This is a genomic window from Nostoc sp. FACHB-152 (assembly GCF_014697475.1).
Classification (GTDB): domain Bacteria; phylum Cyanobacteriota; class Cyanobacteriia; order Cyanobacteriales; family Nostocaceae; genus Nostoc_B.
The window spans coordinates 60,688-85,406 of record NZ_JACJRV010000001.1 but is presented as its reverse complement, the minus strand read 5'-3'; the positions used below and the strand labels follow the sequence as shown (position 1 = coordinate 85,406).

The 24,719-nt window shown below is 40.6% G+C and carries 17 protein-coding genes and 1 riboswitch; all 17 genes read left to right on the top strand.

From position 1 onward, the window contains the following. Positions 1 to 111 precede the first annotated feature (111 nt). Positions 112 to 5,925, top strand: coding sequence for a PAS domain S-box protein (locus tag H6G76_RS00330; RefSeq protein ID WP_190694123.1), 5,814 nt, complete (start codon positions 112 to 114; stop codon positions 5,923 to 5,925). 32 nt (positions 5,926 to 5,957) lie between these two features. Then, positions 5,958 to 6,335 (top strand): response regulator, encoded by a 378-nt coding sequence (locus tag H6G76_RS00325; protein WP_190694121.1) that lies wholly within the window; start codon positions 5,958 to 5,960, stop codon positions 6,333 to 6,335. 84 nt (positions 6,336 to 6,419) lie between these two features. After that, positions 6,420 to 6,809 carry a PleD family two-component system response regulator gene (locus H6G76_RS00320; protein ID WP_190694119.1) on the top strand — a complete coding sequence of 130 codons (390 nt, stop codon included), beginning with the start codon at positions 6,420 to 6,422 and terminating at the stop codon, positions 6,807 to 6,809. Between the two features lie 400 nt (positions 6,810 to 7,209). After that, positions 7,210 to 7,341: riboswitch (cobalamin riboswitch) on the top strand. 37 nt (positions 7,342 to 7,378) lie between these two features. After that, positions 7,379 to 8,842 (top strand): precorrin-3B synthase, encoded by a 1,464-nt coding sequence (gene cobG, locus H6G76_RS00315; RefSeq protein ID WP_242056274.1) that lies wholly within the window; start codon positions 7,379 to 7,381, stop codon positions 8,840 to 8,842. A gap of 2 nt (positions 8,843 to 8,844) precedes the next feature. After that, positions 8,845 to 9,471 (top strand): precorrin-8X methylmutase, encoded by a 627-nt coding sequence (locus H6G76_RS00310; protein ID WP_190694115.1) that lies wholly within the window; start codon positions 8,845 to 8,847, stop codon positions 9,469 to 9,471. A gap of 2 nt (positions 9,472 to 9,473) precedes the next feature. After that, a complete protein-coding gene (locus H6G76_RS00305) occupies positions 9,474 to 10,178 on the top strand; it encodes a precorrin-2 C(20)-methyltransferase (RefSeq protein WP_190694113.1) in 705 nt (234 codons plus the stop codon). A 338-nt stretch (positions 10,179 to 10,516) separates the two neighbouring features. Next, positions 10,517 to 10,762: a FitA-like ribbon-helix-helix domain-containing protein gene (locus H6G76_RS00300; protein WP_190694111.1), complete on the top strand. Its 246-nt coding sequence runs from the start codon at positions 10,517 to 10,519 to the stop codon at positions 10,760 to 10,762. Then, positions 10,762 to 11,178 (top strand): type II toxin-antitoxin system VapC family toxin, encoded by a 417-nt coding sequence (locus H6G76_RS00295; RefSeq protein WP_190694109.1) that lies wholly within the window; start codon positions 10,762 to 10,764, stop codon positions 11,176 to 11,178. The genes H6G76_RS00300 and H6G76_RS00295 overlap by 1 nt, the downstream gene beginning before the upstream one ends. 218 nt (positions 11,179 to 11,396) lie before the next feature. Continuing rightward, the gene (locus H6G76_RS00290) at positions 11,397 to 11,768 is read left to right on the top strand and encodes a hypothetical protein (protein ID WP_190694108.1); all 372 of its coding nucleotides are present in this window, start codon (positions 11,397 to 11,399) and stop codon (positions 11,766 to 11,768) included. 186 nt (positions 11,769 to 11,954) lie between these two features. Continuing rightward, the gene (gene cobJ, locus H6G76_RS00285; RefSeq protein ID WP_190694107.1) at positions 11,955 to 13,649 is read left to right on the top strand and encodes a precorrin-3B C(17)-methyltransferase; all 1,695 of its coding nucleotides are present in this window, start codon (positions 11,955 to 11,957) and stop codon (positions 13,647 to 13,649) included. Between the two features lie 118 nt (positions 13,650 to 13,767). Next, the gene (locus H6G76_RS00280; RefSeq protein WP_190694106.1) at positions 13,768 to 14,229 is read left to right on the top strand and encodes an antibiotic biosynthesis monooxygenase; all 462 of its coding nucleotides are present in this window, start codon (positions 13,768 to 13,770) and stop codon (positions 14,227 to 14,229) included. A 3-nt stretch (positions 14,230 to 14,232) separates the two neighbouring features. After that, positions 14,233 to 14,949 carry a Nif3-like dinuclear metal center hexameric protein gene (locus H6G76_RS00275; protein ID WP_190694105.1) on the top strand — a complete coding sequence of 239 codons (717 nt, stop codon included), beginning with the start codon at positions 14,233 to 14,235 and terminating at the stop codon, positions 14,947 to 14,949. 164 nt (positions 14,950 to 15,113) lie between these two features. Further along, positions 15,114 to 16,418, top strand: coding sequence for a glutamate-5-semialdehyde dehydrogenase (locus H6G76_RS00270; RefSeq protein ID WP_190694104.1), 1,305 nt, complete (start codon positions 15,114 to 15,116; stop codon positions 16,416 to 16,418). 385 nt (positions 16,419 to 16,803) lie between these two features. Beyond that, entirely contained in the window at positions 16,804 to 19,083 is a 2,280-nt protein-coding gene (locus H6G76_RS00265) for an FUSC family protein (protein ID WP_190694103.1), read from the top strand. Positions 19,084 to 19,485: 402 nt separating this feature from the next. Beyond that, a complete protein-coding gene (locus tag H6G76_RS00260; RefSeq protein WP_190694102.1) occupies positions 19,486 to 20,427 on the top strand; it encodes an AraC family transcriptional regulator in 942 nt (313 codons plus the stop codon). A gap of 134 nt (positions 20,428 to 20,561) precedes the next feature. Beyond that, positions 20,562 to 23,861 (top strand): type 2 lanthipeptide synthetase LanM family protein, encoded by a 3,300-nt coding sequence (locus H6G76_RS00255; RefSeq protein ID WP_190694100.1) that lies wholly within the window; start codon positions 20,562 to 20,564, stop codon positions 23,859 to 23,861. A gap of 139 nt (positions 23,862 to 24,000) precedes the next feature. After that, positions 24,001 to 24,588, top strand: a complete 588-nt coding sequence (locus tag H6G76_RS00250) for a hypothetical protein (protein ID WP_190694098.1) — start codon at positions 24,001 to 24,003, stop codon at positions 24,586 to 24,588. The last annotated feature ends 131 nt before the right edge of the window (positions 24,589 to 24,719 follow it).

The window sequence follows — 24,719 nt, the reverse complement described above, 5'->3', positions numbered from 1 at the left end:
TAAAATCTGTATCTCATTTACCTGCAATATGCTGTATTTGTATCATTTATTTGGTGAAATGGTGTAGGCACAAAAGCTTACCGCAAAGTTACCTTGGCAGACTCTTAGCTTATGATGACACCAAATCGTGCAGATATCTTAAACAGCCTATTTCCTGGTGATGGAGAAATGGCTAATTTGATGCGATCGCATGATTGGTCAAAAACGCCCCTTGGTGCAGTCGAAAACTGGCCGCAAAGTTTACGCACCACCCTGAGTCTTATTTTGAGTTCTCGTTACCCCATGTTTGTCTGGTGGGGGCCTGAATATGCCAATCTCTACAATGATGCTTACCGTCCCATCTTAGGTGCTAGTAAACATCCCCAATTTTTAGGACTACCCGCCAAAGATTGCTGGGCAGAAATTTGGGATGTGATCGGTGCGATGATTGATAATGTCTTCACTAAAGGAGAATCTACTTGGTTTGAGAATTTTTTATTATTAATGTATCGCTACGGTTACATTGAAGAAACTTATTTTACCTTTTCTTATAGCCCTGTTAGAGATGAAAGTGGAGGGATTGGTGGTGTTTTCTGTGCCTGTATCGAAACCACAGAACAAGTTATAGCCGATCGCCGTCTTTCTACCTTACGAGAACTTGCTAGTAAAACAGCAGAGGCAAAAACATCCCCAGCAGCTTGTAATTTTGCTGTCCAAGCACTATCCCAAAATTCGGCAGATATCCCTTTTGCACTTTTATATTTATCAGATGGCAAGCAAGCAAAATTAATGACAACTCTCGGTATTGAAAAGGGAACGCCTGCTAGTCCAGAACAGGTAGATTTAACTCAGGAAGACGATCCTTGGTATTTAGCGCGAGTAAACCGCACAGCACAAGCAGAAAAAATTGACAATTTAAAACAGCGTTTTGGCAAACTTCCTGGGAAAGCGTGCGATCTAGCCTCATCTGAAGCTTTAGTTATGCCAATTGCTGAGTCAGGAAAACCCGATTTAGCTGGATTTTTGGTATTAGGAGTCAACCCGCGTCGCAAATTTGATGATAATTATCAGGGATTTTTCGATTTAATTGCGAATAATGTAGCTAAAGCACTGGCTTCAGCACAGGCTTATGAAGCTGAACGCCAAAGGGCAGAAGCATTAGCAGAAATTGATCGCGCTAAAACCCTCTTTTTTAATAACGTTTCCCACGAATTTCGTACACCGTTAACTTTGATGTTGGCACCGGCAGAAGATGCCTTAGCTGATACAGACAACCCCTTGGCTGGGATTCAGCGCGATCGCATTCAGGTTGTGCAGCGCAACGGACAACGGTTACTCAAACTCGTAAATACATTGCTAGATTTCTCACGCATTGAAGCCGGACGAATTGAAGCTGTTTACGAACCTACAGATCTAGCGGCTTTTACTGCCGATCTTGCCAGCACTTTTAGATCTTTAATTGAACGGGCTGGACTATCTTTCAAAATTGACTGTCCACCTTTATCTACATTTATTTATGTAGATAAAGAAATGTGGGAAAAAATTATATTTAACCTTTTATCAAATGCGTTTAAATTTACCCTTGTAGGTAAAATAATAGTTCGTTTAAAAGAGTACGATAACTATGTTGAGCTAACTATCGAAGATACAGGTATTGGTATTGCACCTGAAGAAATTCCCCATTTATTTGAGCGTTTTTATCGTGTAAAAAGCTCCCAAGGACGTAGCTTTGAAGGTTCTGGGATTGGGTTGTCGTTAGTGCAGGAATTAATCAAACTGCATAAAGGTAATATTACAGTCACCAGTCAGGTAGGACAAGGCAGTTGTTTTACGGTTTCCATTCCCACTGGATCTGCACATTTACCAATTACAGAAACGGGGCGATCGCGCACACTAGAGTCCACAGCATTAAGAGGTTCAGCTTATATTGAAGAAGCAGAACGATGGCTAATAGATACTAATCAAGATGCTTCTCCAGAGCCAGTACTCAGCGAATTAAACAAAGAAATTACCCATTTTCCTGCTTCTCAAATTGCTCAAAAGTTACGCATCCTTTTAGTTGAAGATAATGCTGATATGCGCGACTATGTGCAGCGATTATTAGCACAACGCTATGTAGTCGAAACAGCCTCAGATGGTATGGCAGCATTAACTGCTATTGAAAAATGTAAGCCCGATCTCGTCTTAACAGATGTGATGATGCCCAGACTTGATGGTTTTGGGTTGCTGCAACAGTTACGCAATCAACCCCAAACACGGGAATTACCAATCATTCTTTTATCGGCTCGTGCAGGGGAAGAAGCACGGGTGGAAGGTTTAGAAAGGGGTGCTGATGATTACTTAATTAAACCTTTTTCTACTCGTGAGTTATTAGCTCGTGTAGAAGCTAATTTAAAAATGGCGCAAATTCGCCAAGAAATTGCTGTTCGAGAAAATAAATTGCGCCTTGCAGCAGAACAAGCTAAAACAGAAGCTCAGAAAATTTCTGACAGATTGATTAGCATTTTAGAGAGGATGAGCGATGCTTTTATTAATTTAGATCAAGATTGGCGAATTAATTATATCAATGCGGCAGGAGAAAAAATTAACAATAATAAGTCTCGTTCTGAAGTATTAGGAAAAACACCTTGGGAAGCATGGCCGGCTAGTGCTGGCAGTAATCTTGAATATCAATACAGACGGGCAGTTACAGAACAAATTCCTGTACATTTTGAGTATCATTATTATGTGCCTTCAGAATATGATGTTTGGTTAGAAATTCATGCATACCCGCATCAAGACGGATTAGGTATTTTCTATCGGGATATTAGCGATCGCAAACGCACAGAAGCCATCCTGCAAAATAACCAAATCCAACTTCAGCAACAATTAGCTGAAATCGAAGCAATTTACCAATCTGCACCCATCGGCTTAAATTTTATAGACACAAATTTGCGCTTTGTCAGAATTAACCAACGTCTAGCCGAGATCAATGGACATTCTGTAGAAGCTCATTTAGGGCGTACCGTGCGAGAATTACTGCCCAATCTGGCAGATATAGCCGAACCACTGTTTCATTCCATCCTCGAAATAGGCGAACCTCTATTAAATGTAGAAATTACCGGAGAAACGCCTGCTCAACCAGGAGTGAAAAGAACTTGGTTAGAGCATTTTTTTCCGCTAAAAAATGGGGATGAAATTATTGGCATTAATACAGTTTGTGAAGAAATTACTGAACGTAAGCAAGCAGAAATAGCACTCCAGCAGTTAAATGAACAGTTAGAAACTCGAATTACAGAAAGAACAGCAGAACTGCAACTAGAATTAGTCCGGAGTGGCATCATAGAACAACAATTACGGCAGAGTGAAGAACGCTTTCAAGCGTTTATGAATCATAATCCTGCTTGCGCCTGGATTACAGACATAAATGGGCAAATAATTTATGCTAATAAAACTTACTATCAGACTTTTAAAGTATTAAATCAAGAAGTAATAGGAAGTAATATTTTCGAGCTTTATCCTTCAGAAATATCTCAACAATATCTGAAGGATATTCAAGCAGTTGCCACTAGTAAGGAAACAGTACAAAGAACCCAAAAATTCCTAAAAGCAGATGGAATAATGGGTGAATTTTTAGTTTATATTTTCCCTCTTAGTAATCTGCCAGGAGAGCAGTTAGTAGGTGGTATTGCTGTTGATATCACTGAACGTAAACGCATCGAAGAAGCTTTACAAGCAAGTGAGATTCGCTACCGAGCAATTGTTGAAGACCAAACAGAAATGATTGCTCGTTTTTTACCAGATAGCACGATTTTATTTGTTAATGATGCTTACTGCCGCTATTTTAACGTTAACAGAGATGACTTAATTAATCAGAGTTACAGTCCCATGATTTATGAGGCAGACATAGAAAAAGTAAATCAATTAATTAAATCAATGAGCATTGAAAATCCGATGCAGATTATTGAAAATCGTGTGATTAATAATCAAGGCGAAATTCGCTGGACGCAGTGGGTTAATCGAATGTTGTTTGATCAACAGGGTAATTTCATTGAATTACAATCAGTAGGGCGGGATATCACAGAGTTAAAAAATGTAGAACAAGCTTTACGAAAAAGTGAAGAACGTTTACAACTAGCACTAGAAGCATCTGGCGATGGAATCTGGGATTGGAATATTGTCACCAATGAAGTTTATTACAGTCCCCAATACTTTGAGATGTTGGGTTATGAAGCGAATGAATTACCCCATTCATTTGCTGCTTGGGAACAGTTAGTACATCCTGAAGATATAATCTGGGTAAAAGAAATTCTCGCCCAACACCTAGAAAACGGTGCAGTACGCTATGATTTTGACTACCGCTTACAAACAAAATCAGGCGACTGGAAGTGGATTGCCAACTATGGCAAGGTTGTGGTTTGGGATGAAGACGGTAAGCCATTGCGGATGATTGGTACGCATCGAGATATTAGCGATCGCAAACTATTTGAAGCAGCTCTGCAAAAAAGTGAAGAACAACGGCGATTGGCTATAGATTTGACTCACATCGGCTGTTGGGATTTACACCTACCTAGTGGAGATTTAATCTGGAATGAAAATCACTTTACGCTACTAGGTTTACCTGCTAATATCGCTAAACCGAAAGTTGAAGCTTGGCTCAAATGTATTCACCCTGAAGATGTGAAGCGCGTCGAGCAACTATTTCAAGAATCTCTCGAAAACCGTACTGATTACGAAGCAGAATATCGAGTGGTTTATCCTGATGGCTCGATACATTGGTTAATGGCGCGCGGAAAAGCTATTCACGATGACCAAAATCAACCTCTGCGCTCCCTTGGTATAGTTCTAGATATTAGCGATCGCAAACATATAGAAGCTTCATTACAAGAGTCAGATCGGCGATGGCGATCACTCCTCGACAATGTGCAATTGGTTGTGATTGGATTAGATATTAACGGCAACGTCGAATATGCAAATCAATTCTTCCTACAGCTTACCGGATATGAGTCAGAGGAAGTATTAGGTCAATACTGGTTTGATTTTCTCAATCCCGAACAGCAAAATTCTATAAAAGTCATTTTTCGAGAAGTTTTAGAACATAACTTTCATCCTTACTACCAAAATCCGGTTGTGACTAAATCGGGTGAGGAACGCATAATTGCTTGGAATAACACAATCTTACGCGATGTGGCAGGGCAACCAATCGGCACTATGAGCATTGGTGAAGATATTACAGAACGCTACAAAGTTGAACGCATGAAAGCTGAATTCATTTCTGTTGTCAGCCACGAATTACGAACGCCCTTAACTTCCATGCAAGCCGCCCTCAGTCTTTTAAGTGAAAAAATTATCGATCCTAATTCCGAAGAAGGGGAAGCTACCATCCAAATTGCCACTGAAGGAACTGATCGCTTAGTACGCTTAGTTAACGATATTCTTGATTTAGAACGCCTGGAGTCTGGCAAAATTCGGTTAGAGAAACACCTGTGCAATATTGGTGATTTGATAGAAACTGCGATCGCTCAAATGCAGGAAATGGCTAATCAGGTAAATATCACCCTCAAATTTACCCCTCATTCCTGCCAAATAGAAGCTGATGGCGATCGGTTATTGCAAGTAATCACCAACTTACTCAGTAATGCAATTAAATTCTCTCCCAATAACTCTACTATTGAGCTATCAGTCGAGCAACAACAATCTCAGGACGCCGGAACATTTCTACGCTTCATGGTGCGCGATCAAGGACGGGGTATTCCCAGTGATAACCTAGAAAGTATTTTCGCTCGCTTTCATCAAGTTGATGCCAGTGATTCTCGTGAAAAAGGCGGAACTGGCTTAGGTTTGGCAATTTGCCGCAGCATCGTTCGGCAACATGGCGGAGAAATTTGGGCAGAAAGTACCCTTGGTAAAGGCAGTACATTCTTTTTTACCTTACCAATGCAGCCAGAAGAACATCAAGAAAACTAAAACATCGGTCAATCTAGGAGTGGGGAAAAACTATGTCAAAGCGCGTTTTAATAATTGATGATGAAATGGGCATTCGCAAGATTACACAAATTTCCCTCAAAGCGATCGCCGCATGGGAAGTGTTAGTTGCTGCATCAGGTCAGGAAGGATTAGCCATCGCTCAAGCCGAACAACCAGATGCGATTCTTTTAGATGTCATGATGCCAGAAATGGATGGGATTACCACCTTTGAATACCTCCAAGCTAACCCCAAAACTCAAAGTATTCCGACAATTTTTTTAACTGCCAAAGCTCAAAATTCTGAACAGCAACAGTTTACTAAGCTACCCATTACAGGAATTATCACCAAACCCTTCAAAGCACCTGATTTGGTAAAACAGATGCGATCGCTTTTAGGCTGGCACGATTAATTATTAAATTTTTTTATTCACAAATTATTCATAAATATGTTTTAAATTCAGGCTTAGTTATTCTATAGCAAGCCTGTCAAAACTATGTATAGAATCTTAGTCATAGATTGTAATAATGATTTATTGCAGCTTCTAGAACATTGCCTAAAGCTCTATGCATTTCATCCTCTAACTGCCAATAACTTTTCTGACGGGTATAAGCTTGCCTGCCAAGAACTACCAGATTTAATTTTGACTGCTGATGAGTTTTCCCGATTCGATGGATTAGAACTTTGGCAAGCACTACAAAATTATTCAGAAACGAAAAAAATTCCGTTTCTATTGATGACGGATGCTGACTCAAAACATATTCCTAAGTTGCAGCTTTACCTTACAGAAAACGAAATAATCTTTAAACCATTTGATACTTATACTCTAATTAAAGCCATATATTCTAAATTGCAGTTGAGCAAGCCCCGTTGGGACGGGGTGTAGAGAAAGAAATAGCCCCAACAAAGGGTGGGAAGAAGATTGCACCATGCGGGGTTTCAAGCACCTTTCAATGCTGTCTTCCCTACACCCCACACCCTACCTAATACTATTCGGTTAAGCATTTTTAACTTGTAATCTGGTTTTGGGAAAAGGTGAGCCAGCGCGGTCTTGGGGGTTTCCACGCCAGTTCTCTCAAGTCGGCAGAGCCGCCCACGAGACTGGCTCCCCATGAGCGACTGGCGTTAGCGAGCTTGCGAGCGTCACCCCGAAGGGGTTAAAGGGTAAGGGTTAAAGGTTTTCTTCTACTTTTTCCCCTTCCCCTTTCCCCCTTAACCGAAAGGTATTGACACCCTACACCCTAAACCCTTCTTGCTGACATTCAAAATTATGACTGGCTACTCATGCTAAATTACTAAAGCTTGGTGTTGGGAAATTCCGGTGCGATTCCGGGACTGTGCCGCAGCTGTAATGTAAAAGCCAAAAGAAATTTGCTTTGGACTTTGCGAGTCAGAATGCCAATTCCGAGAGTATACAGTCTACTCCCTGCGTCGCACAGGGAAGGAGTTCTAGTCTTGTTGTCTGCTTCTACACCTTGTCCTGGCTTATTTTATGCCACACCTGCAAAAGACGGGATTTTGTCTCGTATCAGAATACCAGGTGGAATACTGAATAGTAAACAATGTGGGGCGATCGCTGTCATTGCAGATATGTACGGCGGCTATGTCGATGTTACGAATCGTGCTAATCTGCAAATCCGTGAGATTAGTCAAGGTATAAATGCAGAAGTTCTCAAACAACTGCAAGATTTAGGCTTAGGTTCTCGCAACCCGATGATAGACCACATCCGCAATATCATGTCTAGCCCAACGGCAGGTATCGACTCTCAAGAAATCATCGATACGCGTCCTTTAGTTCAAGGCTGGGATGATTATCTGGCAGCACACTCGGAACTTGCAGGACTTTCGGCTAAGTTTAGCGTTTGCTTTGATGGTGGTGGATTAGTTTCGGTAAGCGATCGCCTAAATGATATCCTATTTGCTGCCATCTTGATAGATCATAATGTTTACTTCCGGCTACATCTCAGTATCGGAGAGAAAGGGAAACCACCCAGCGATGTGGGAATTATCGTCACACCCGATGAATGCTTGTTAGTCTTAGCCGCTTTGGCTGATGTTTACCTAGCGCACATTGATACTAGTAGTAAACGCAAGCCACGTTTGCGAGAAGTAATCAATAGTTTGGGTTGTGATCATTATCTTCAAAAAGTTGAAAAGCGTTTACCTTTTTCTTGGAAGCGTTTTAAACAGTCTCTTGTAAAAAAAGATCAGCGTTCCTCTTATATCGGCATACATCCCCAAAGGCAGCCGGGATTATTTTATATCGGTGTAGTGTTACCTTTAGGTCGGTTAGAAAGTCAGCAAATCAGGAGTTTAGGTGATTTAGCAGCAAAATTTGGTAGTGGTACTATTAGACTCACTCCTTGGCAAAATCTGCTGATAACTGACATTCCTCAGCAGTATGTTGCTGATGTGCAAAGTGAAATCATCGGCTTAGGATTAGATTTTGCAGTAACTAATATTAAAAGTGCATTGGTAGCCTGTTCTGGTAAACGAGGTTGTGCGGCTTCTGCCACAGATACCAAAGCTCATGCTTTAGCATTGTCCGACTATCTACAAACTCGTGTTAAGCTAAATTGCCCAATTAATATTCACTTTACTGGTTGTGAAAAATCCTGCGCCCAGCATCATAGCAGTGACATTACTTTACTGGGTGTCAAAAATGGCAATATAGAAAGCTATCACATTTATGTTGGGGACGGTGATAATCACGAAAAATTCGGTCGGCTACTCTACCAAAACGTAAGTTTCAAAGAACTGCCGTCATTGATAGAAAAAATGCTCAATGTGTATAAAAGTTACCGAATTCATGCTGACGAATCTTTCAAGGAATTTTCCTATAGATACGGAATTACCCCATTAAAAGAATTATTTTCTCAACACACCTATAATCTGCATACCTCTGCTGTTTGTAACTGAAAATGCCCGACTATATCCGCAACGCCAACGAAATCTACCGTAATTCCTTTGCTATCATCCGGTCAGAAGCAAACTTAGATATACTGCCAGCCGATATAGCTAAAGTTGCTGTGCGCCTCATCCATGCCTGTGGAATGACGGATATTGTCACCGATTTGGGATATTCACCAACAGCCGCACAAGCAGGAAGGGCAGCATTAGCAGCAGGCGCGCCAATTTTATGCGATTGTCGCATGGTTGCTGATGGGGTGACAAGGCGACGACTATCAGCCAACAACGAAGTTATCTGCACCTTGAATGAACCAGAAGTGCCAGAACTAGCGCAGAAATTGAGTAATACAAGGTCAGCAGCAGCTTTAGAATTATGGAAACCGCACTTATCAGGCGCAGTTGTCGCCATTGGTAATGCACCCACCGCACTATTCCGGCTGCTAGAAATGCTAGATGAGGGTGTGCCTAAACCTGCGTTAATCTTGGGCTTTCCGGTGGGGTTTGTGGGTGCAGCCGAGTCAAAAGCCGCATTAGCAGAAAATAGCCCAGATGTACCTTATATGACATTACATGGTCGGCGGGGTGGAAGTGCGATCGCCGCCGCCGCAGTTAACGCCTTGGCAACGGAGGAAGAATAATTATGACAAGCAAAGGCCGTCTTTATGGAGTTGGTGTCGGGCCAGGCGACCCGGAACTCTTGACCATCAAAGCATTGCGGTTAATCCAAGCTGCACCTGTGATTGCTTATCAATCAGCCACAGATAAAGAGAGTATAGCGCGGGCGATCGCCTCTCCATATTTCACAGGCAAACAAATCGAAGTCGCCTATCACCTCCCCCGCGCCTTAGAACCAGAAAAAGCCAAGGAAATTTACGACAAAGAAGTAGAACCAATTGCCCAACACCTCGCCGCCGGACGCGATGTAGTAGTGCTGTGTGAAGGCGACCCGTTTTTTTTCGGTTCATTTATGTATGTATTCACACGCTTATCTGAACAGTATCAAACCGAAGTTGTCCCCGGTGTTTCCTCACTGATGGCGTGTCCCGTAGCTTTAGGTGTACCCTTCACCTACTACAACGACATTATGACCGTTCTACCCGCGCCACTCCCCGCCGAAGACCTAATTACGCAATTACTCACAACTGACGCAGCCGCAATTATGAAACTGGGTCGTCATTTTAAAAAAGTGCGTGATATTTTGCATCAATTAGGATTAGCATCACGGGCATTATATATCGAACGGGCAACAATGGCACAGCAGAGAATTGTACCCTTAGATGAAGTTGATCCGGCGGAAGTACCTTATTTTGCGATGATTGTCATACCTAGTAAAAATCGCTTGTAAAGGTTTGCTCAAACATGGGCATGATAATGCAGCATCTCAAAGAAAAGCTATATTGCTTTATATCACTTAGATAAAATTGAGTAGTGCGATCGCTCTTTACAAATTTTAAGATTAGAGTTAGATAAAAATGCTATATATTTTTGCGATCGCAACAATATATAGCTGTCACCTGATATTTTAAATTAAAATATACAGCACATTGCAGGTAAATGAGATACAGATTTTAAGAACAAAGCCATATACCAACAGGCTTTCACCCCTATTGCCTATTGCCTATTGCCTATTTCCTGCTGTAATTATTAAACATATTAAACAAATTACCGCCTCATTAACTCACTATGACAGACATTACTATTTTTAACATTGATGACAATTTGAAAAACATCTTACAAGAACGAGCTACAAAAAATGGGCGTTCTTTAGAAGAAGAAATCAAAGAAATTCTCCGTCTAGCTTTAATAGAAAATCAAACACAGCCTAGAAATATTGTAAATTTGATAGACAAACGCTTTGCTCACTTAGGCAATTTTGAATTAGAAGAAATAAAGAGAGAACCTATGCGTCCTGCACCTAGTTTTGAATAATGATTGTTCTTGATACTAATGTATTGTCAGAATTAATCAAACCCCAAGGGTCTACAGTAGTTCGCAATTGGGCTGCTCAACAACCTATAACAAGTTTATTTATTACAACAATTACACAAGCCGAAATTCTCTATGGCATCGCCATTTTACCAGAAGGAAAGCGGAAATATGAACTATATCAAGCTGCTACTTTGATGTTTTCAGAAGACTTTGGAGGACGTATTCTGAGCTTTGATGAATCTGCTGCTGTAGCTTTTGCTAATATTTCAGCCCAAAGACGAGCCAGTGGGACTCCCATCTCTCAGGCTGATGCTCAAATTGCGGCTATTTGCTATTCTCGTAACGCAGCTATAGCAACTCGCAATGTTGCTGATTTTGCAGGCTGCGGAATTTTTATTATTAATCCTTGGGAATAAAATTATTATAATTAATGTTTGGAAAAACAGTTGAATTCAAACTTGAATTTTTATCACTATAAGCTTTAAATCCCCAAAAATGAATTTGCACCACTAACTTTTGAAAGAGGTTTACAGTTTACTAATTTTTTCCAACCTCCTTTTAGAAGATGTCACCTCAATCGTCTAAACGCTACATTAAAAGTATCTAGGCGAGAGAAGTTTGTGAGGCTCAAACAATGAAAAATAGTACCGCATTGAGTCTAATCACCTTAGCTACTATTACTGGACTTTTAGTTAACAGTCCGTCTGCCCAAGCTCATCGGCGTTACTATCGCCATTATCCATATTCTAGGCTGTCATTATATGACTGTTATCCAATTACTCAGTGGGTAGTTGATCAAGACCCTGCTTATCATCCCCAAGCTTATGCTGATGGCTATCGTCAAGGACAAGCGCAAGCTAAAAAAGGAAATGCATACAAGCCACGCACTGCTGGGGGAGAATTTAGCCGTGGTTTTGATGATGGTTATTATGGCAGAGAATTTGCAGGACAGAAACATATTGTTCCCAATGAAATTACACCATACACTACTACACAGTGCGATTAGTTTTGATTGTTGTGTTGTTATTTAACTTCAGATTCAAGAGAGTCGAAAACTTGTATACGTTTTAAAGATTTGGCTAGTGTTCAGTACCTACTAATATAAAAATATGTGTGTTTAAGTGTGTACATTTATGCTTTGATTTGAAAGACATAAATTTTACGTAATATCTATTTAAGTTTAAGAAGTCTCATGATAAAGGTTGCACCTGCTGTTGTAGTATTGGGTCAAAATAGTGTGGCGATCGCTCGTAAAATGATGGGCATCTTGCCAGAATCAACATTATATGGTTTGGCAGGTCGCACCTCTGGGGTTGATGTCAGTTTCACGAATTTTGGTGAAACCTTGCGCGAGTTATTTGCTGCGGGAACTCCGATAATTGGTATCTGTGCGGCTGGTATTCTGATTAGAACCTTAGCCCCTCTAATTTCTGATAAACGTCAAGAACCGCCAGTGTTAGCTGTGGCTGAGGATGGGAGTGCTGTTGTGCCGCTATTAGGTGGGCTGAGTGGGGTGAATGATTTGGCGCGCCGCATTGCTGAGGTTCTGGATGTTCAACCAGCAATTACAACTACAGGCGATATCCGTTTCCGCACGGCGTTGTTATCGCCTCCGGTTGGATATCATTTAGCAAACCCAGATGATGCTAAAACATTTATTTCGGATTTGTTAGCGGGGGCGCAAGTTAAGCTGGAGGGAACTGCGCCGTGGTTAACAAATAGTCAATTGCCTATCGACGCAAATGGAGATTTAACAATTCGAGTTACAGAAAGTTTAGTTACTCCTACTGCTAATTGTCTTGTTTACCATCCTAAAACTATTGCGATCGCCATCACTAACCCCTCAACTACTCTAGCTTCAGTGCAGCAACTATTAGCAGATGCCGACCTTGCACCCGCCTCGGTAGCTGGAATATTTGCACCCCTCAGCATTGCAGCTAATCTAGAGATTCACGCTATAGCTGATGCTTTTGGTGTAAATGTCCGCTTTTTTAACCAAAATCAGGTTGAAAGCGCACAAAAATTGGCACTGGCTGCAACAGGCTCATCTGGTAAACTGATTGCTAATACTGCTGAGATAGCAATTGCGATCGCACCCGAACCAATTGATCCCAACACCATCGGTCAGTCACGCGGTAAATTAGCAATTATTGGCACAGGCCCTGGTGCATCGCAGTGGATGTCTCCCGAAGTGAAGGAAATCCTCAAGTCGGCTACTGATTTAGTAGGTTACAAAACTTATCTTGATTTAGTTGGTTCTTTAGCTGATGGCAAGCAACGCCATGAGTCTGATAACCGCGAAGAAATAGCACGGGCAACAATGGCACTGGATTTGGCCGCTACAGGCAGATATGTGGCAGTTGTTTCCTCTGGCGATCCTGGGATATATGCAATGGCGGCGGCGGTGTTTGAAGTGCTTGATAGGTATCCCAAGCCAGAATGGGAAAGTATAGCAATTTACGTTGCGCCGGGAATTTCGGCGATGCAAGCGGCGGCGGCGGCGGTTGGCGCACCCTTGGGTCATGACTTTTGCGCGATTTCACTATCAGATATTTTAAAACCTTGGTCAATTATCGAACAAAGAATTGCGGCGGCGGCTGAAGCGGATTTTGCGATCGCATTTTACAATCCTGTTTCTAAAGAACGTACTTGGCAACTCGCAGCCACTAGAGATATTTTGCTACGCTATCGCACACCAGAGACTCCGGTAGTATTGGGTAGGAATCTTGGTAGGCGTGGACAAACAGTTAAGGTAATTTCTCTGGAAGGGTTAATACCAGATGTAGCTGATATGCGGACAGTTATTATTGTGGGTTCTACGCAGACTAGAATTATTAAACGTGGTGATGGGAGTATTTCGGTTTATACGCCTCGTCGGTATAGTTAAGTTTTTAAACGCAGAGTGACGCTGAGTTAGCGCGGAGGAACGCAGAATATTTCTAGGGAGGTAGAAATGGCTAAAAGATGATGTACTAAAATGTTTCAGAATCAGTAGTTATATCTGTATGAATAGTAAGCAGTTATTGGGTGTACTTTTTGGCTGCTCACTATTGCTTAGTTCTTTATCACTGACTGCTGTTGCACAAGTTAATCCGGCAAAAGTTCCTGTACCCGCAAACAGGACAAATAACTCTCAATCTAAAACAGTAGTGGCACGTATCTGGCAAGGTAAAACACCCAATGCCAAAGCCGCAGAATATTATGATTATTTGCTAAAAGCTGGAATCACAAAAATTAAGTCGATTCCTGGTAATTTAGGTGTGCAAGTGTTCCGCCGTAACGTTGGCGAAGTTACAGAGTTTACTGTTATTTCTTATTGGCGATCGCGGGATGCAATTCGGGCTTTTGCTGGTAATGATATTGAAAAGGTCAGTCCTCTGCCTAGAGATAATGAATATTTAATTGAGCCAGAGGCCAAGGTTAAACATTTTGACGTTCTGCTTGATGAGCGACAAAATAATTTGTAAATAATGAAATCAGAATATATTGCTATATCTTTGGAGATAATCGCAGAATTTCTCAATGATTTATTTAGTGTAGAACGCTTTCCTCTAAATGAGAGAGGAGGTATATATTTAGCGTCATCTCGTCCTATAAAACGTATAGGATTAGCTCTCAAACCTGGAGAGAAATTTCAAGAATGGATGACGGCTGAAAGTGTAGATGCGCTTTTTTTACACCGACCGTGGAAACTAGAAATAGAACATATTAAAGATAATATGGGCGTAATTTCTTATCATCTCCCTTTTGATGAATATTTAACAATAGGTTTTAATATTCGCTTGGCTCAGGTGTTAAATATTTCTAAATTAGAAATATTAGGAGAAAAGGAAAATAGACCAATTGGAATGTTAGGAGAAATTTCTAGCCAAAGCTTTGGTAATTTATGCGATCGCATATCAAAAATTTTTGGCGGCTATGAAAAAGTCAGTCAACCTATAAATACTGAAATCACACGAATTGCTGTTGTGGGTGCAATGACAGATTTATTAGTACGTGAAGCAGCAGCGCGTGGTGCAGATGTTTACATCACAGGACAGTTGCGACAGCCAGCAGCAGAGGCACTCCGAGAAACTAAAATAGGAGCATTAGCAGTTGGTCATTATCGTAGCGAAGTCTGGGGTTTACGTGCTTTGGCGAGGATACTGCAAGAACGCTGGCCGAGTTTGGAAGTAGTTATTAAGTAGGGGCTAGAGGCTAGAGAAGAAAGTTTTTCCCGCGATTGACTTGAAAGTGCTAAGTGTAAAGTAAAAATACTAGCCTCTCATCCCTAGCCCCTAAGCCCTAGCCTCTAACCTCTTTGATAGGATGGAATAAAGGTTTGTGCCATAATAAAGAGTTATTTTTTGACATGACTATTGTTCAAGTTGCGTCTTCCCTAGTTGCGATCGCCGGACAAACACGCCAAGCTGCAAGTAAGCTGGCGATTCTGTCAACCGAAGCAAAAAATCAAGCTATCGAAGCGATCGCCCAAGCATTAGAATCAGCAACAGAAGAAATATTGCAGGCGAATGTGGCTGACTGTGAAGCAGCAGCAGCCCAAGGAATTGCCAAACCTCTATATAAACGGTTGCAGTTAGATGAACATAAATTAAGAGATGCGATCGCTGGTGTCCGAGATGTTGGTAAACTAGCCGATCCTGTTGGCAAAGTGCAGATTCACCGCGAACTTGATACAGGCTTAGTCTTAAAACGCATTACTTGTCCTTTGGGTGTGTTGGGGATAATTTTTGAAGCGCGTCCAGAAGCAGCAATTCAAATTGTCTCTTTAGCTATTAAGTCGGGTAACGGTGTAATTCTCAAATGTGGTAGAGAAGCAGTGCGTTCTTGTGAAGCGATAGTCAAAGCAATTAAACAAGGATTATCGCAAACTGCTGTTAGTCCTGATGCAGTGCAGTTGCTAACAACAAGAGAAGAAACTGTAGAACTTTTGAAATTAGATAAATACGTAGATTTAATTATTCCTAGAGGTTCTAATTCTTTTGTGCGGTTTGTGCAAGAAAATACCCGTATTCCTGTACTCGGTCATGCAGATGGTATTTGTCATGCTTATATAGATGAAGCCGCAAATATTACCAAAGCAGTCGAGATTACTGTTGATTCCAAAGTGCAGTATGCTGCTGCTTGTAATGCTATTGAAACTTTACTAGTTCATCAATCAATTGCTGGCGAATTTTTACCTAAGGTTGCAGCCGCTTTACAAGCCAGCCATGTGGAAATAAAAGGTGATGAACGCACCTTAGAAATATTACCTAATATTGCTGCTGCCAGCGAAACAGATTGGGAAACAGAATACAGCGATTTAATTGTGTCGATTAAGATTGTAGACTCATTAGAAGATGCGATCGCTCATATTAACCAATACGGTTCTCGCCACACCGACGTAATTATTACTGAAGATAATGCCACAGCTGAAACTTTCTTTGGCTTGGTAAACTCAGCCGGAGTCTTCCACAATTGTTCTACACGCTTTGCTGATGGCTTCCGCTACGGTTTTGGTGCAGAAGTCGGCATCAGTACCCAACAAATGCCTCCCCGTGGCCCCGTCGGCTTAGAAGGATTGATCACATACAAATATCAAATGACAGGTGATGGACACATTGTAGCTACTTACACCGGAGCAAATGCTAAGGCTTTTACCCATCAAGATTTATAAGCCATTTTTCAAGGTGCAATAATATCTCAAAGTCCTCCTGATTAAGGGGGATTTTGAGTGATCTACAATTTTTTGCTCTGAAGCAATTAGCTCATTTATGCCTCAATTCATAGATTAGAGCATAATATAACAAATCTTGCCTAAGATAGGTTTAGGTTGAGTTGCAAATATCTTATCGTAAAGAACTATACCAATTCAAAATGACGCTCGCAAGCTCGCTAACGCTGCACTAACGCAATTAAAAAATTTAGAGCAGCAAAGCTTTCAGGATTTACATTTATATTAGATTTTTCGTGAAATGGTATAAGCAAAAAATGAATTATAAGCGGAGCGAAACATTACCATTGAGTTTTACTCTAGTTAATTAATAATCGCCAGCATAATAATGGCATCTACAAATAAACGTTCTTTTGATTGGTTGTTACAACAGTTTCAACTCCAGCCAGGTAGACCCGCATTTTTTTCTGGAGTGCGTAGTCTTTTGATCTTAGGTGTTCCAATAGGGGTTGGTATTATTACTGGTCAGGCTGCTGCCAGCGCGATCTCTACTATGGCAGCTTGGTTTGTTGGGATGGTAAATGTTGACGGCACCTATCGCCAGCAGCTGATGGCGATGAGCGCAGCTACAATTGCAGTGACTACAGTATTTTTCATTGCCAGTCTAGCGAGCAGTTATCTTTGGTTAACCATCCTGACAACGTTTATTGTGATGTTTATCGCAGGTTTAGCAAGTCTGTATGGCAATGTAGCCTCATCTGTGAGCTTAGTCACTTCCATTATGTTTGTCATTGCACTGGCTAAATTTGCTACATTTACCAATTTTTCTACTCTTATTCAACACTGTGTGCTGTGTCTAACAGGTGGAACATGGACAATCTTAGTGTCATTAATACTTTGGGCAGTGCGCCCGAATGACCCAGCAATACAAACCGTTGCTAATTGTTATCTGTCGTTAAGCAAATTTGTAGATTTAGCCAGCCAAAGAGTATTAAATCCCCAAAATCGACAAGAGTGGGCAGAACGATTTTTGCCATCTCAGGATGCAGTAATTGCGAGTTTGATATCTGCTCGCAGTGTCTGGGCTGCTAAGTGGACTGTGCAGAAAGGTGCTAACCAACGGGGAAATAACTTATTAATTTTGATTGAGAATGCTAATCAAATTCTGAATTCTATAGTTGCAGTCAGCGAAATGTTAGCGATCGCATCTGAAAATCAATTATCTTTTCAGTTACATAGAGAAATTCAGCAAGTAATAGAACAGTTGGCAATTGCTCTTTTCATGTTGTCAAAAGCAATTGTTAAAGAGAAAAGCACAGTTCATCTTGGGGATTTAGATCGCACAGTTGAAGCACTCCAACACCAGTGGCAAGTTTTACGTTCTCATGTCCTTAAAACAACCAACCCACAAGCAGATGAGTATGGCGATTTAGTCAATTTGAGGAAGATTACTACTAGTCTGATAAATCTGGCACAGCAAATTCATACTAATGCAGACATTATTGCAGATTTAAAACAAGGAAAACAGCGTCGCATTCTTCAGGAAGATATTTTCTCTCTACCTCAATCAAAACCTTCGGCAATTATTGATACATTGCGAAATAACTTCACTTTTAATTCAGTCATCTTTCGCCATGCGTTGCGCCTAGCACTAATTACAACATTTGCGGAATTTATCGCCTCAGTATTGCAACTACCCAGAGGTTACTGGATTACATTAACAGCCTTAGTTGCACTCAAACCTAACTTTGGCGGCACGTTCCAAACAACAGTTCAAAGAGTTATCGGGACTATTTTAGGTGGAATTATTGGGATTATTCTCATTTTACTAGTGAATAATCAAACTGCGATCGCACTGTGTTTACTACTTTTAGTCTTCATTGCTATGTCAGTGCGAGCTTTAAGCTACAGCCTATTTACTATATTGCTCACTCCCGCCATTATCTTACTACTCAACTTGATTAGTACAAGTGGCTGGCAGGTAGGAGTGCTGCGTATTGTTGATAGCTTGGTTGGGGGTGGACTAGCACTGGTTGGCAGCTATTTACTTTTCCCGCGTTGGGAACGACAGCAACTTCCAGCACAATTAGAAAAGACAATTCGAGCCAATCTCAGCTACTTTCAACAGGTAATCACAAACTACCTCCACCCACAACCAAATTTGTTTGCCTCTATCAATACGCTACGCCATCAAGCAGCACTAGAGAACTCTAACGCTAGTGCCGCCGCTCAACGCTTGTTTAGCGAACCTCGTCACGTGCAAGGAGAAATTGAACCTGTAATGACGTTAATACTTTACATTCGTAGTTTGTTTAGTTCGGTAACAACACTGGCAGAACATCTGTCAGAATTTAGTGGCGAGTATCAATTTATCCAACTCCAGCAACTGACAGATACCATTGTTCAAGTGTTGGAAAACTTAGCAGATGCTCTTCAACAAGGACACTCACCCCAACCTTTACCAGCACTGGATAGCTATCTTGAAGTCATTCTCAACCAAATTGAACAGTTACATACTGCTCGTTTATCAGAAATTGCTACAAATTCTCACACTTTAACGCCCACATTACAAGCCGTCCGAGAACAAACTCTTTTATCTACAGAACTAGAGCGAATTGTGAATGAAATTAAAGTTATCCACTGTGTAATTGGGCGTATACAAGGATAGCAGACAGCAATAAATTCAGCGTCCCTGTATAAAGGTTTGTAACAGTTTTCACATTTTTGCGAAAAATTTTAGTTTGAAGAAGAAGCCTTATTATATTAATTGCTTAATAATAGCAGTCAAGTAACTTGTGATTGCCCATTTTTCCTAACTCATTTACGAATGAGCAAAGCGGGAGCTTTATTTACCTTTTACCAGTTTACTGAGTTAGGTACAAAATCCGAGTAGCCGTGCGGAATATGTTTTAAATTTGGTGTAGCAATAAGTGTAGATAAAACTTTTGTTTCCTAATTTTCTACATTTTCGTAATATCCACATCCTAATTTGATTGTTGACGTGGATACCAAAAAACAACAAAGTTGTGGAACTTAAAGTGTTAATTTGCTTTAATACATAAATATCTGTATGACGAATAAGATTTCAAACGAATGGGCTATAGAACAACATAACCTTCAAGCAAAATGGCAATCGTCACAACACAATCTGCATATAAGTAAATTGTTGCCAGAACGTGCGGCATATGCAGTTTTATGGGTAAGGGCAGATCAACAAATCCTCTATGCTAATGATACTGCGTGTAAATTTTTGGGCTACTCTCATCAGGAAATAGCTTCTCTGACTCTGCAAGACCTCAAATTACAAAGCTTGGTAGAAGTTTGGTCAAAGTATTGGACAAAGCTCCAACAGCAAGGTTCTTTATATTTTGAAGGTTCATATCAAACTCAGACAGGCCAAAATTGTTCACTGGAAATCACTATTACCTATATGGGGCATCAAGGTGCTGAATGTTGCTCTATTTCACTTCATGAGAGCTACCAAACTCAGCCAGATATGGCTAATAGCAATTTTGCATACCCTGTAGAACATTTATCCTTAGAACCGAAAACTACACAACATCCAACCACGACATTACCACTCTGGGTTGACACAGCGAATCTAGCAGATATGAAATCAAGATTCTCTAACCACCCTCAGTTGAGTGCTGTCTTTGATTTTATTGAGGCTAATTATCATCAACCAATTACCCTGTGTGATGTAGCCCAGTCAGTTGGCTATTCAGCAGCTTACCTCACTGATTTAGTGCGGCGTTGCACAGGTAAACCTGTGAATCATTGGATTGTTGAACGTCGGATGCTAGCAGCACGTACCTTACTTTTAGAGACAGACCATTCCATAAATCAAATTGCTGAGGCTGTTGGCTATCAGTATGAAGGCCACTTCTTCCGCCAGTTTCGTCAATATCATAAAACTACTCCGCAAGTGTGGAGAAAAGAGCAGCGTCAGAAAACGCAACTTCCTCAAAACTTTGTCTACAAAATCATTGAAGAGATGAAACTGTATAAATGAGTCTCTTTGCTCATATGTAAAAAAGCATTGTTAATGCCTCGAATATCCTCTTTGCACAATATCAAATAGGATTTGCTCAATCACATCTATATACATCTACGGGAATTATTTTTTAAAACTGGAGGACTTAATTCATGATTACCATCCCATCCAAATCAACAGTCAAGCACTCTGATATAGCAGAAATTGTCGGTAAAGCTAGATTTTTATCTGAACGTTTAAATCAGCCATCTTTTCCAGAGCCAAGCACTAAACTCAACGAAGCAGAAACAAACACACGTCTGGCTCGTTGGTGCCAAGTTGCCGCCCAAGGTAACTGGCAACAATTTCAAAAACGCCTAGAGTGGGATGAATGGGATTCTGAGAGTGTCAATTATATCCTAGGAACAGAATCAATATTTGATAGTCAAACTTTGCCAGAATGGGCAAATACTCTGAGTGAGATTATTCAAACAGTCTTGGAATTTAACGGACAACTTATATATCCAACTCCGATAAATCCAGATCATCCTTATCCTTTTGAAGATGTATTACTACCTTTATGTGGTGTAGCAAGACAGAAATTGCTCCGGCGTTTAGGCTCTGATTCATTACCACTGCATTCACTCACAGAATCAGCTTACCTAAGCTTAGAGCAATCTTTACTGCAAAGATTAGCTAATATAACTGCCAAAACTCTAGATTTTGAATTTTCTCATTCTCGTCCTCTAGGTAAAAATTTACTAAATCTGATTATCAAAAGTAGCTCATCTATTAATAATACAGAACAGTACAAGGCTTTTGTAGAAAGATTACTAGCTGATGGGTTAATGGGATTGTTTAAAAAATATCCTGTATTAAGCAGATTTGTAGTAACGACCATTGAATTTTGGGTGGAAACAACAGCAAAATTTATAGAAAGGTTAAATGAAGATTTTTTCAACATAAAACAGTTATTTGGCGAAAATAGTAATATTGGTAAAGTTATAGAGCTTCAATCTGGTTTGTCTGATTTGCATAATCAGAATCAATCAGTTATTTCTTTAACTTTTGCATCTGGATTAAAACTAATCTACAAGCCCAAAAATCTAGATTTAGAAGTTACATACTGTCAGTTTTTAGAGTGGTGCAATCAAAACCTAGAACTTAGCAAATCTCTAGGGCTGGAAGCATCTGAATTAAACTTTAAAATACTGAAAATTTTGAGTCGTCAGACCTACGGTTGGGTGGAATATGTAGAACAACAACCTTGCGAAGATGAAGCGGCTGCAAAACGTTTTTACATCAGAGCGGGGATGTTGCTCTGCCTCTTATATTTATTAGGGGCTAGCGATTGTCATTATGAAAATTTAATCGCTTGCGGTGAACATTTGGTGTTGATTGATATGGAAACAGTCTTGCACCACCAAGCAAAAGCGATGGAAGAATTGTTAGAACAAACAGCAGCTTCTGTAGCCACAGACCAACTTTCAGATTCAGTCTTGACTACAGGGATGTTGCCAATGTGGGATTTTAGCGCCGATCATTCTGTGGCTTTTGACTTGAGCGGTTTAGGTAGTGTTGAAAGTCAACCAGCACCTATCCCTATGCCCGTATGGAAGTTTATCAATACGGATGATATGCAGCAAGGGTTTGAGAACATGAACCGACCTTTGCAAAAAAACATCCCTATGTTGTATGGAGCTTTATTATCACCGAACGATTATATAGATGAATTAGTCACTGGATTTGAGCAAATGTATCGTTTTCTGGTGAGTCATAGAGAAGCTCTGTTAGAGTCTGATAGTGTCCTCGCGGCCTTTCGTTCTCAGCAGGTAAGATTTATTTTCCGTCCCACGAGGATTTACGGCAGGATATTGAACAATGCTTTATCTCCACAATTCCTCAGCGATGGACGCGATTGGAGTATAGAGGCTGACTTTCTGAGTAGAGCTTTTCTATTCCCTCAGAAAAAGCCTTTAGCATGGCAGATTTTGGCGGCTGAACTGAGGGCAGTAGAACAGTTAGATGTTCCCTACTTTAACGCTACAACTGGTAGTGATACTCTAGCTTTAAATGAAGCACAAAAGATTGTTGAGTACTTTCAACAGCCTAGCTTAAACGATGTTTTAACTCGATTGCAAAAATTCAGCGAAGCAAATTTGGCTGTGCAGGTAGGGATTATTCAGTTGGCTTTCTATGCCAGAGTTGCAAAAAATATGCAAACTGAAACGGTTGATTCTAGAGAAACTGCACAAGATATATCTGCATTGACATCCGAACAGTTGGTGCAAGAAGCGCAGGAAATTGCTAAGGCGATCGCCAAACGTGCGATCGCTGGTACTGATGGTAGTCTCACTTGGATTGGGTTAAACTTTGACCTGGCTACAGAACGTTATCAACTTCAACCTTTAGGTGATAACTTATATGATGGCAATTGCGGAATTGCTTTATTCTTTGCCGCTTTAGCTCGTTGTACTGGTAATACCGAGTTTCGTGACTTAGCTTTAAAAAGCATCCAACTAGTACAAAAGTCATTGCTAGTAGATCATTCCCAAGCCGAGAATATGGGTATTGGTGGTGCTACAGGGTTGCCTTCCATCATTTACTCTCTGGTCAAAATTAGCCAATTCTTAGAATTACCCCAGCTACAAGAGGAGGTGCGGCAACTTGTTAAATTGCTCACACCCGCCGCGATCGCTAAAGATACCAAATTTGATATTGTTGGTGGTGCAGCCGGAGCGATTTTATCTCTATTGGCTCTGTATGAAACAACATCAGATACATTAACCTTACAGCGAGCAATGGAGTGTGGCGAGCATTTGCTCAATTATTGTCAATCTGCCTACGTGTTACAAGACACAGCTAATAAACCTTTAACTGGTTACTCTCATGGTGCGGCTGGCATTGCCTATGCACTGTTGCGGCTTTATGCTGTGACTGATAATCGCACCTATTTAGAAGCAGCGCGTCAAGCGATCGCTTACGAAAATAGTTTTTTCCATCCTAATGCTGGAAACTGGCAAGAAATTACCCCGATTAATAATCCATCAGCCCCCCCAGTTTTTTGGTCAACTTGGTGTCATGGCGCTCCTGGTATCGCTTTGGGAAGATTAGGAGGCTTGTCAATTGAGCAGACAGAAGAAATTCTCTCTGATATCGAAGTTGCATTACAAACTACTCATAAGACAGGTTTGCAAAGTATAGACCAAATCTGCTGTGGCAACTTAGGTCGTAGTGAAGTTTTCTTAGTAGCAGCCCAAAAGCTTTCTCATACAAAGTGGTATGAATATGCGCTAGAACTTGCAACTATGTCAGTACAGCAAGCAAATAAAACAGGTAACTATCAGTTTTTTGGCAATTTACCTAACTCTGTATTTCATCCTTGCTTCTTTCAAGGCGCGGCTGGTATTGGTTATCAACTGTTGCGGTTAGCTTATCCAGAAATTCTGCCTTCTGTGTTGTTGTGGCAATAAAAAGGGTTGCTGGGGAACCGAAGGCTGCTCAAACATTAAGATTTCGCAATAATTCGGAAAATGGGAGTTTGTGGTTGGTTTAAAGATATAGGTGTTGCTGTTGCTGACACACTTTGATGAAGTCCCTTGGGAACTAAATATGGTTCATTCTAGTCTGACACTTGTTAAAAACAAAAACACTGCTATCAAATACAAATACAAACTCCCAACCCAAGTTGAATTCGTCACTCTAGAAAGTGCGATCGCTCAATTAGAATCAGAGGTAGATGCATTGGAAAAATATGCACAAGATTTATTAGTGCAAAAGCAACAAGAACATACTTCTCAAGAAAAAGTCATACAAGGAATTCAAGAATTAGAAACTCTAGCACATAAAATTAACGCTCTGGCTATACAGATAGAAGCAGAAATGTTGAATTTTACAAAGGTTGCTGTTGAGGTTAATCGCTGTTACCACATCCTTCAGCAACACTCCAACGCTCAAGACATAGAATGGAACGAATCTACATTACGTCACCCTCGACCTTTAAATATTTGGGAAGTGCATAATTCATCCATTCCTATCGTAATTAAACGCGGCACAAAGTTTATTCTTACAGCTAAAGTCGTTAACTTGTTCCCTTCCGAACAGGCAGTTGATGCCAAAACCAAAGCAATAATAGCGCAAAAGCGACGCAATTCCTTAGAAAATTGGCTAGCAAAACAACATACTCTAAAACACAAATGAAGTATCTAAAAAATTGGGATTTAATAGCTAAAAATATGGAATTGTCTAGTTTAATTTGTTTACATACTATTATTAATATAGCAATCCTATTTGATTTATAAAATGCTCAGAGAGTTGGGTAATAAAGAGTA

Excerpts from the sequence above, each read along its gene's own strand:
- H6G76_RS00330 (WP_190694123.1), top strand. The coding sequence starts at position 112 with ATGATGACACCAAATCGTGCAGATATCTTAAACAGCCTATTTCCTGGT.
- H6G76_RS00325 (WP_190694121.1), top strand. The coding sequence starts at position 5,958 with ATGTCAAAGCGCGTTTTAATAATTGATGATGAAATGGGCATTCGCAAG.
- H6G76_RS00320 (WP_190694119.1), top strand. The coding sequence starts at position 6,420 with ATGTATAGAATCTTAGTCATAGATTGTAATAATGATTTATTGCAGCTT.
- H6G76_RS00310 (WP_190694115.1), top strand. The coding sequence starts at position 8,845 with ATGCCCGACTATATCCGCAACGCCAACGAAATCTACCGTAATTCCTTT.
- H6G76_RS00305 (WP_190694113.1), top strand. The coding sequence starts at position 9,474 with ATGACAAGCAAAGGCCGTCTTTATGGAGTTGGTGTCGGGCCAGGCGAC.
- H6G76_RS00300 (WP_190694111.1), top strand. The coding sequence starts at position 10,517 with ATGACAGACATTACTATTTTTAACATTGATGACAATTTGAAAAACATC.
- H6G76_RS00295 (WP_190694109.1), top strand. The coding sequence starts at position 10,762 with ATGATTGTTCTTGATACTAATGTATTGTCAGAATTAATCAAACCCCAA.
- H6G76_RS00290 (WP_190694108.1), top strand. The coding sequence starts at position 11,397 with ATGAAAAATAGTACCGCATTGAGTCTAATCACCTTAGCTACTATTACT.
- cobJ (WP_190694107.1), top strand. The coding sequence starts at position 11,955 with ATGATAAAGGTTGCACCTGCTGTTGTAGTATTGGGTCAAAATAGTGTG.
- H6G76_RS00280 (WP_190694106.1), top strand. The coding sequence starts at position 13,768 with ATGAATAGTAAGCAGTTATTGGGTGTACTTTTTGGCTGCTCACTATTG.
- H6G76_RS00275 (WP_190694105.1), top strand. The coding sequence starts at position 14,233 with ATGAAATCAGAATATATTGCTATATCTTTGGAGATAATCGCAGAATTT.
- H6G76_RS00270 (WP_190694104.1), top strand. The coding sequence starts at position 15,114 with ATGACTATTGTTCAAGTTGCGTCTTCCCTAGTTGCGATCGCCGGACAA.
- H6G76_RS00265 (WP_190694103.1), top strand. The coding sequence starts at position 16,804 with ATGGCATCTACAAATAAACGTTCTTTTGATTGGTTGTTACAACAGTTT.
- H6G76_RS00260 (WP_190694102.1), top strand. The coding sequence starts at position 19,486 with ATGACGAATAAGATTTCAAACGAATGGGCTATAGAACAACATAACCTT.
- H6G76_RS00255 (WP_190694100.1), top strand. The coding sequence starts at position 20,562 with ATGATTACCATCCCATCCAAATCAACAGTCAAGCACTCTGATATAGCA.
- H6G76_RS00250 (WP_190694098.1), top strand. The coding sequence starts at position 24,001 with ATGGTTCATTCTAGTCTGACACTTGTTAAAAACAAAAACACTGCTATC.